The sequence below is a fragment of the Paraclostridium benzoelyticum genome, from assembly GCF_001006285.1.
Lineage (GTDB): Bacteria > Bacillota > Clostridia > Peptostreptococcales > Peptostreptococcaceae > Paraclostridium > Paraclostridium benzoelyticum.
Genome location: NZ_LBBT01000061.1, coordinates 1 through 9357 on the forward strand (window position 1 = coordinate 1; position 9357 = coordinate 9357).

General features: G+C 29.3%; 10 protein-coding genes, 1 tRNA gene, 1 rRNA gene, 1 other RNA gene and 1 other annotated feature. Of the genes, 1 reads left to right on the forward strand and 12 read right to left on the reverse strand.

The annotated features are described in order from the left end of the window. On the reverse strand, window positions 1-223 hold a 223-nt coding region (locus tag VN21_RS03080), incomplete at its 3' end, for a glutaredoxin family protein (protein ID WP_046822000.1). A 184-nt stretch (window positions 224-407) separates the two neighbouring features. Between VN21_RS03080 and VN21_RS03085 the strand changes: the two genes are divergently transcribed. Then, complete coding sequence (locus VN21_RS03085; protein WP_046822001.1) at window positions 408-1613, forward strand: MGDG synthase family glycosyltransferase; 1206 nt, start codon at window positions 408-410, stop codon at window positions 1611-1613. Between the two features lie 57 nt (window positions 1614-1670). On the opposite strand, the gene VN21_RS03090 is transcribed toward VN21_RS03085, so the two are convergent. The 11 genes from VN21_RS03090 to rrf form a co-directional block, all read right to left on the reverse strand. After that, a complete protein-coding gene (locus tag VN21_RS03090) occupies window positions 1671-1898 on the reverse strand; it encodes a hypothetical protein (RefSeq protein WP_046822002.1) in 228 nt (75 codons plus the stop codon). Window positions 1899-2051: 153 nt separating this feature from the next. Then, window positions 2052-2651: a recombination mediator RecR gene (gene recR / locus VN21_RS03095; RefSeq protein WP_046822003.1), complete on the reverse strand. Its 600-nt coding sequence runs from the start codon at window positions 2649-2651 to the stop codon at window positions 2052-2054. An 11-nt stretch (window positions 2652-2662) separates the two neighbouring features. Then, window positions 2663-3004 (reverse strand): YbaB/EbfC family nucleoid-associated protein, encoded by a 342-nt coding sequence (locus VN21_RS03100; RefSeq protein ID WP_021428128.1) that lies wholly within the window; start codon window positions 3002-3004, stop codon window positions 2663-2665. A gap of 65 nt (window positions 3005-3069) precedes the next feature. After that, window positions 3070-4719, reverse strand: a complete 1650-nt coding sequence (gene dnaX, locus VN21_RS03105; RefSeq protein WP_046822004.1) for a DNA polymerase III subunit gamma/tau — start codon at window positions 4717-4719, stop codon at window positions 3070-3072. A 145-nt stretch (window positions 4720-4864) separates the two neighbouring features. Next, an RNA gene (gene ffs / locus VN21_RS18070) (signal recognition particle sRNA large type) lies at window positions 4865-5129 on the reverse strand. 23 nt (window positions 5130-5152) lie between these two features. Then, window positions 5153-5245, reverse strand: a tRNA-Ser gene (locus tag VN21_RS03110). After that, complete coding sequence (locus VN21_RS03115) at window positions 5246-5701, reverse strand: nucleoside deaminase (RefSeq protein ID WP_021428132.1); 456 nt, start codon at window positions 5699-5701, stop codon at window positions 5246-5248. Window positions 5702-5919: 218 nt separating this feature from the next. Next, window positions 5920-7203 (reverse strand): serine--tRNA ligase, encoded by a 1284-nt coding sequence (gene serS / locus VN21_RS03120; RefSeq protein ID WP_046822005.1) that lies wholly within the window; start codon window positions 7201-7203, stop codon window positions 5920-5922. A 124-nt stretch (window positions 7204-7327) separates the two neighbouring features. Further along, window positions 7328-7548: a binding site (T-box leader), on the reverse strand. An 81-nt stretch (window positions 7549-7629) separates the two neighbouring features. Then, a complete protein-coding gene (locus tag VN21_RS03125; RefSeq protein ID WP_046822006.1) occupies window positions 7630-8493 on the reverse strand; it encodes a mechanosensitive ion channel family protein in 864 nt (287 codons plus the stop codon). Between the two features lie 164 nt (window positions 8494-8657). Continuing rightward, window positions 8658-8879 (reverse strand): hypothetical protein, encoded by a 222-nt coding sequence (locus VN21_RS03130; RefSeq protein ID WP_046822007.1) that lies wholly within the window; start codon window positions 8877-8879, stop codon window positions 8658-8660. 247 nt (window positions 8880-9126) lie between these two features. After that, window positions 9127-9243, reverse strand: a 5S ribosomal RNA gene (gene rrf, locus VN21_RS03135). Window positions 9244-9357 lie beyond the last annotated feature (114 nt).

Consider the following 9357-nt stretch of genomic DNA (forward strand, 5'->3'; position numbering starts at 1 on the left):
CTAGTAAACTATCTATTCTAGTTCTATCAAAACCTAAAACATGATTCCCATCTATAATCAAAACGGGTACAGACATGTATCCAAGTTTAATAAGTGTTTTTCTATTTTCATCACTACCAGATATATTATACTCAATATATTTTATGTCTTTTTCTTTTAAATATTTTTTTAATTCAATACATTGTTTACATTTATCACTGCTAAAAATTTCTACTTTATTCATACTTTTTTAACTTCTCCTACTTTTGTTTTTGAAATACCACTCTTGTATTTTTGTTTTACATATATTAGATTAGTATTAAATATTAAGTGTAATATGTCAATACTGTGCTTCAAATAATTAATATTATTCGTAAGTTTATATAAATATAAAATATTTATAAAGCTAATTTTAGGAGGGTTCTAATATGAGCAAGAAAGTATTAATTATGTCCGCATCTACAGGCGGTGGACATAATAGAGCAGCTAGAGCTATTAAAGAAGAACTAATAAAAAAGACACTTGACGGAGAAAATATAGAATGTAAAATCATAGATAGTTTAAAACTTGTAAATACTACTATGGATAAAATTATATCTAGGGGATATGAGAAGTCTGCTATATATACCCCTAATGCATATGGAAAAGTTTATAGATTTTCTGAAACTGGACTTGTTTCTAAAAACGAGTTTAAAGGAAACATGATAACAAGTTTCATGGCTAAACGTTTTAGAAGATTGCTTTTAGATGAGCAACCAGATTTAATCATAGGAACTCATCCTTTTCCTATGATAGCACTTAGTACTTTAAAAAAACAATGTAGCACTAATAGTAATCCCGTATTTCATACTAGCTTTAACGATAACTTTAATAATCATTTTAATACTGAAACATTCCCTACACTTATTTCAGTATTAACTGATTATACAACTCATTCTACATGGATACAGCATGAGTTAGATTACTATGTTGTAGGGCATGAGTATGTTAAAGAGCTTCTTATTTCAGAAGGTGTTGATGGTGATAAAGTTAAACCTCTTGGAATTCCAGTTGAAAAATCATTTTTACAACATAGAAATAGAGAAACAGTTTTATCTGAATTAGGTTTTGATCCAGAAAAGTTAACAGTTCTTCTTATGGGTGGTAGTTTCGGAGCTGGTAATATGAAAGAAACATTCGAAGAAATGCTTGATATAGATAGAGATTTCCAAATTTTAGTTATTACAGGTAGAAATGAATCGCTTAAAGAAAAACTCTCTAAAAAACTAGAGAGTCATATAACTAATAAAACAGTACATATTTTAGGATTTACAGATAAAATGAATGATATTTTAGCTTCTATTGATATACTTGTTACAAAACCAGGAGGACTTACAACGACAGAGGCTTTATTGAAAGATGTTCCTATGATAGTTCCATACTATATACCTGGGCAAGAAGAGGAAAATTTAGATTTCTTGTGTAATTGTGGTTCCGCACTTAGAACAACTAAGAAGTATACTTTATCAGTGCTATTAAAAGTAATAATAGATGATCCTTCTAGACTTGAACTTCTTAAAAAGAATATTAAGTCAATCAGAAAATTTAATTCTTCTCAAAACATAGCTAGTCTTATAGAGGACGAATTATCATAATATAAATAAAAACTGTAGATATAATCTCTACAGTTTTTTTATCTATCCCATAAAAACCTAGTACCTAGGTTCATAAAAATCTTCTTCATAATCATATTGATAATTTTTATAATTATTCTTGAAACTGCTCTCTTTTGATTTGAAAGATTTTTTACTTTTCTTTTTTATAAGAACACTCATATCATCATCTTCAGTGTATTTTAATTTATCTTTAGATGATTTTAGTTTCTTATTTCTTTTTTCTTTCATAGCATTGTACTCTTCAAAATTCATAGCTGATTTCATTTTGCACCCCTATTAAAATTTTTAATAAAATTATACAATACCGCCATTGAAACTTCAATATTTTCATCATAAATTTTATAAACTAAATTCTTATAAAAAACGACATTAAATTTAATATAAAAATAAAAAAAATCGAGAATAAAATCTCGATTTTTATATTTCTCTTCTTCCTTCTAATGCTTTAGTTATTGTAACTTCATCAGCATACTCTAAATCTCCACCTACTGGTAAACCATGTGCAATTCTAGTAACCTTTATTCCCATAGGTTTTAAAAGTCTTGCTATATACATAGCTGTAGCTTCACCTTCTATAGTTGGATTTGTTGCCATTATAACTTCTCTTACTTCTTGATTTCCTAATCTTTGTATAAGCTCTTTAACTCTTATCATATCTGGACCTATACCATCCATAGGAGAAATCACTCCATTTAATACATGGTATTGGCCATGGAATTCTTTTGTTTTTTCCATAGCTGCTACATCTCTAGGATCTTCAACTACACATATAATTCCACTGTCCCTATTTTTATTGGAACACATACTACATGGATCTTTATCTGTTATATTATAACAAATAGAACAATATTTTATTTCCTTCTTAGCTTCTACTATAGCATTAGATAAAGCTTCTACATCATTCATATTCATATTAATAACGTGAAAAGCTAGTCTCTGTGCAGTTTTTCTTCCAACTCCAGGAAGCTTAGAAAATTCTTCTATTAGCCTTGAAATAGGCCCTGAATAAGTTTGCATCTAATCACCTACTAGAATAACCCAGGAATATTCATTCCTCCAGTTAATTTATTCATTTGTGAAGATTGCATATCATCAACACTTCTTAATGCTTCATTAACAGCGCTTAATACTAGATCTTGAAGCATCTCTATATCATCTGGATCTACAACTTCAGGTTTTATTTGAATATCAACAACTTCTTTTTTACCGTTAACTTTAACTGTAACAGCTCCTCCTCCAACAGAAGTTTCGATTTCTTTTGTTTCTAAGTCTTCTTGCATCTTTTGCATATCAGTTTGCATTTTTTGAGCTTGTTTTAATAATTGGTTCATATTTCCAGGCATCATTCCTGGGAATCCTTTTTTAGCCATATATAAATTCCTCCTTAATTATCCTTTTTATTTAATATGCTATTATTATATCATATTCGTATTTATTATTTAATTTCATTTTCATTTATACTTCGCTTAATGTCTATTATTTCTTTAGGAAAAACGGATTTTAATATTTCTTCGCCTTTATCCTTTTGTTCTTTTTCTATTTCTAATTTTATATTTTTTGTTTCTGACTTTAAAATTATTTTTATACTGAAACTTCTATTCAGTATTTCTCTTATTACACTCTCTATATAATTTCTAGTTTTTTCATCACTTAATTTATTTTTTGCAAATGCAAAGCTATCATCAAATACTATATATAAGTTATTTGCACTTACATTAAACTCTTTTGCCTCTCTTAAAATAGCATATACAGGCATATTTTTATCTTTCTTTATATGAGTAAGTATATTTTCCCAAGATTTCTCTATTAGCTCAACATCTTCACTTTTGACTTCTTCATAAAAAACTTCTTCCTCAGCTTTAACTTCATTTTTTTCACAAGTTTCTTTATCTTCTTTTTTACTTTCTATCTCAACATTATTATTTATATTTATTTTCCCACTCTTTATAACCTCTTCTAAATTAGATATTCTTTTTAAAAGAGATTCTTTGCTTTCATCAAACATTGGTTGAGATAATTTCATTATACTAACCTCTGCTAATACTCTAGGGTTCGAAGATACCTTAATCGCATCCTGAGTTGTTGATAGTATATTAAGTATCCTAATAATATCATTGACCTCTATTGTACTTGCCTGCACTTTTAACTGTTCAACTATTTCTTCTGGTAAAGAAATTATTTCATCTAAATCACTAGATACTTTACACACCATTAAGTTTCTAAAATGATCTATTAAATCATCTATCAAGTTCTTTATATCTTTACCCCATACCACAAACTCATTCAATATCTCTAAACATTTCTTTGTATCCTCTTTTATAACATATTCTGCCATTTCAAATAGCTGCTCTATATTTACTGTTCCCAATAAATCTACAACATCTTTGTACTCTATATCATTTTCACTAAAGGACATACATTGATCTAATATACTAAGTGCATCTCTAAGTGCACCTTGAGAGTTTCTTGCTATTAAATTTAAAGCTCTGTCATCTACAACTACATTTACATCATCGCATATTTCCTTCATTCTATTAGACATATCTTTAACTGTAACTCTTTTAAAATCAAATCTTTGACATCTAGATAAAATTGTAGCAGGTATTTTATGAGGTTCTGTTGTCGCTAATATAAATATTACATATGAAGGTGGCTCTTCAAGTGTTTTTAAAAGTGCATTAAATGCACCTTGAGATAGCATATGCACCTCATCTATTATATAAACCTTATATTTACATTTTGCTGGAGTATATTTTACATTTTCTCTAATTTCCCTTATGTCATCAACACTATTGTTTGATGCTGCATCTATTTCTATAACATCCATGATGTTATCACTTAGTATATCTTTACAAACTTCACATTCATTACAAGGTTCTTCATCTACAGAGTTTTGGCAATTTAAAGCTCTTGCAAAAATCTTTGCAGTTGAAGTTTTTCCTGTACCTCTAGTTCCACAAAATAAATATGCATGTCCTACATTATTATTTTGGATCTGATTTTTTAAAGTTCTAATTATATGTTTTTGTCCTACAACGTCTTTAAATGTTTGAGGCCTGTAGGCTCTATACAACGCCTTATGCATAATTTATCTCTCCTTAATTCTAAAATCCCGATATTTTATTATATACCAATTAAAACAAATATTATCTATTTCAGTATAAATCAATTACATATTTTTTTATATTAAAAAAATCCCTCATATAAGGGATTTTGTTTTTATATTAAAGCTGTGCACCATCTATTGACTTACTATCATAGGCGTTACCTAAACAGTTAGCTCGACTTAGGCACCCCCGCGGCACACGAAAGGATTCACTTACCGTTGCTTCCTTCCGGATCTGGCGGAGTTTATGAGCTTCCGTTGCGCAGGACCTAAGTGTCAACACCACTTATTTAGGGCAGCCCTACAATATATAAGCCTCTAGATGGAATTCAACCCTGCTATAGCGGATTGCAGGTTACAGGACACCGCTACCTTCCCGTCTAGCACAGCAAACTTATAACCATAATTTTTTTGGCGGAGAGAGTGGGATTCGAACCCACGATACGGTTTTACCCGTATACTCACTTTCCAGGCGAGCGCCTTCGACCAACTCGACCATCTCTCCTTACTGTCGCTTTCTTAACTCTTTAAAAAATTTTTGTAATACATCTGAACATTCTTCTTTTAATATATCAAATGTTACATCTATATTGCAAGTATTAAAGTAGTCAACTTTGAATTCATGTTGCTTTTCTATATTTAAGTTTTTTATATGCTTAGTTCCTATTATAAGTTTTTTTATCCTTGATTGAACTATAGCTCCACTACACATTATACATGGTTCCATAGTAACATACAAGTCGCAATTTATAAGTCTCCATCCACCTAAGTAATCTGAAGCCTTTCTTATTGCTAATATTTCAGCATGGGCTGTAGGATCATTTAATGTTTCAGTTAGATTATGCGCTCTAGCTATAATTTCACCATTCCTCACTATAACTGCACCTATGGGTGTCTCGCCTTTTCCATAAGCTTTATATGCTTCTTTAATTGCTTCACTCATATAAAACGATTTGTCCATGCTTCCTCCTAAAACCTATAACATCTTTAATATTACCATAATTAAATTTATAATTCAACTTAAATTTTAACCCATATTCTAATATAATTCTACAAATTTAATGTTATTTCTAATACATTTTTTATTAAATCTAAAGTAGGTTTTGATTATGAATTATTAAAATAAATAGGAAGCTTAGTATATAAGCTCCCTATTTAGATAAATAAGATTTTTAAATCTTATAATTCGTCTTTCTTTATAACATCAACACCCATATATGGTCTTAATGCTTCAGGAACTACTACAGATCCATCAGCTTGTTGATAGTTTTCTAATATAGCAGCTAAACATCTTCCTACTGCTAATCCTGATCCATTTAAAGTATGAACATATTCAGCTTTTGCTTTCTTATCTCTCTTGAATCTTATTCCAGCTCTTCTAGCTTGGAAATCTTCGAAGTTTGAACAAGAAGAAATTTCAACATATCTGTTGTAGCTTGGCATCCATACTTCTAAATCGTATTTAAATGCAGCTGTAAATCCTAAGTCTCCTGTACATATTCTTACAACTCTATATGGTAATCCTAATATTTGTAACATAGTTTCAGCATCATTTGTTAGTTTTTCTAATTCTTCATAAGATTCTTCTGGCTTAACAAACTTAACTAATTCAACTTTATTGAATTGATGTTGTCTTACTAATCCTCTTGTATCTCTTCCTGCAGATCCTGCTTCAGATCTGAAACATGGAGTATATGCACAATATTTTATTGGTAACTCATCTGCTGATAATATTTCATCTCTGTGTATATTTGTTACAGGAACCTCTGCAGTTGGTATTAAGAAGTAATCAAGACCTTCTAATTTGAACATATCTTCTTCGAATTTAGGAAGTTGACCTGTTCCTATAAAACTAGTTCTGTTTGCCATAAATGGTGGTAATACTTCTGTGTATCCATGCTTCTCAGTGTGAGTATTTAAGAAGAAGTTTATTAATGATCTTTCAAGTCTAGCTCCTAAACCTCTATATAAAGTAAATCTTGATCCTGTTATTTTACCTGCAGTTTCAAAATCTAATATACCTAATCCTGTTCCTATATCCCAGTGAGCTTTGTTTTCAAAATCAAACTTTGTAGGATCTCCCCAAGTTCTTATTTGTACATTATCTTCATCTGTTGTTCCTTGTGGAACATCTGGGTGAGGAACATTAGGAATTCTCATTAAGTTATATTCCATTTTTTCTTCTACTTCTTTAACTTTCTCATCAAATCCTTTTATCTTCTCAGATAATTGCTTTAACTTAGCTTTTGCTTCTGTAACATCTACACCTTCTTTTATTAATTGAGGTATCTTCTTTGATTCTACATTTAATTCATTTTTCATAACTTCAACTTCTTGAAGTAATTCTCTTCTCTTATTATCTAATTCTACAACTATATCAAGGTCGAATTCTTTTTCTCCTCTTATTTCCATTGCTTTTTTTATTTCATCTAAATTTTCTCTTATTCTTTTTATATCTAACATTTGTCTTCCTCCTATAGAATATTTTTATATTTTAAAATAAAATAACGTTACCCCTAATGATGTAATAGTGATTTTATTTCAATTTTTCAATTTTTTGTATAAAAAAAGACCCTCGTACCCCTTAAAAAGGGACGAAAGTCTGTTATCCGCGTTGCCACCCTAGTTGTTTACATTTGTAAAATATAAACCTCTCAATCCTGTAACGTAGGTATACGACCAATCTTACTATTATTTTCGGATTAGTAGCTCAGGAATGGATTCAAAAACCATTGTAATGAGTTCTCACCAACCACTCACTCTCTGAATACAAACTTGCTTTTTACTATTTTCCGTCTTCGCCATATTCTTTGTTCTATTTGTAAATCATTATATTATATATATTATCAACTTTCAATACTAATATTCAAAAAAGTTTTATTATTTTTATTATTTTTTTATATCTTCATCACAATTTTTATAATATATAACTCTTGAAGGGAAAGGTATTTCAATATTGTTCTCATCAAATTTGGATTTTACCTTCTCCATTACATCAAAGTATACACTCCAGTAATCATCAGTCTTTACCCATGGCCTTGCTACTATTTGCATAGCATTTTCACCTAATGTATTTAATCCAATTATAGGTTCTGGATCTCTTAATATTCTTTTATCTTCCTTAAAAATTTTTGCTAGTACATCTTTTACAACTTTTATATTTGTATCGTAAGCTACACTAAATGAAAAATCTATTCTTCTTTTTTCTTGATGTGTATAGTTAATTATATTGTCACTAGTTAACTTAAAATTAGGAACTATAATAGCTTTATTATCAGGAGTTTTTAGTATTGTGCTAAAAATTTGTATATCATCAACTGTTCCTTCAACCCCAGATCCACCTATATAATCTCCAGTTTTAAACGGTTGAAAAAATAAAATTATCATACCTGCACCTAAATTTGACAGTATTTCTTTAAACGCTAAACCTAAAGATAAACCAATAACTCCTATCAGTGATACCATAACTGTCATAAAGGATTGTACAGGGAAGTTAATTATATCTAGACAGGTCATAATAACCATAAGAACACTAGATCCATAAATAGCATATGATGCAAAATTAGCTACTCCTCTTTCAATATTGTATTTAAGTATAATCTTTTTGCTATATCTCTTTAACCATTTACAACCATATAATCCTACAATAAGAAATATAATCGCATAAATTAATTTAGGACCACTATTTTTAACTGCATGAAAAAAAGTTTCTATGGTTTTTTGAGATACTTGCGTTGTAGTTCCACTAATCATAAGCTCACTCTCCTAACTTGATGTATTTATTATAAGTCTATTTTAATAATTTTTTCTTTTTATTTATTATATCTCTAATTATTTTACAATATTTTTTTAATTAAATGCAATTCTTCTAATACATATTTATAGAAAATAAAAAAAAGCTATGAAAATTCATAGCTTTAAATTCTTTCACATGAGTTCATCGAATTACTATCTACTATTTTTTTTACAAAATTATCAAGATCCTGTATTTTACTACTATCAGCTAAATCAATTTTTATATTCATCATCTCTTCGTTTATAGGTCCTTGCGAAATTGAATTAATCTTTAAATTATTTTCTTCAGCTAAATTTATTAAATCTAGAATACTCCCTCTATTAACTTCTATACTAAACTTCATTTTTACCTACCCCTTTTTAGTATCTTTTAATAAAGAATATTCAAGCTATATTTAAATTATTACACTTTGTACATTTAAATTAAATCTCATGCAGTACAAAAGTAATCTTTTTATATTTTACACAACAAAAAGTGGTTGATATTTAGTTTGCAGCGAAGTGGTCATTTAAAGCATCTTCTCAGCTTTATGACCCAAGCGCAAACTAAATATCAACCACCACTTAAATCCACGTAAAATAAAAAAGATTACGCGGCTACGTCCTACTCTCCCAGGCAGCTTCCCACCAAGTACCATCGGCGCTAAAGAGCTTAACTTCTGTGTTCGGAATGGGAACAGGTGTATCCTCTTTGCTGTAATAACCGCATAATCTTTATTTAGAGTTAGTACTCTAAAAACTGAATAACATTTGTAAGATTAAATAATCTTGGTCAAGTCCTCGATCTATTAGTATCGGTAAGCTACATACATTGCTGCACTT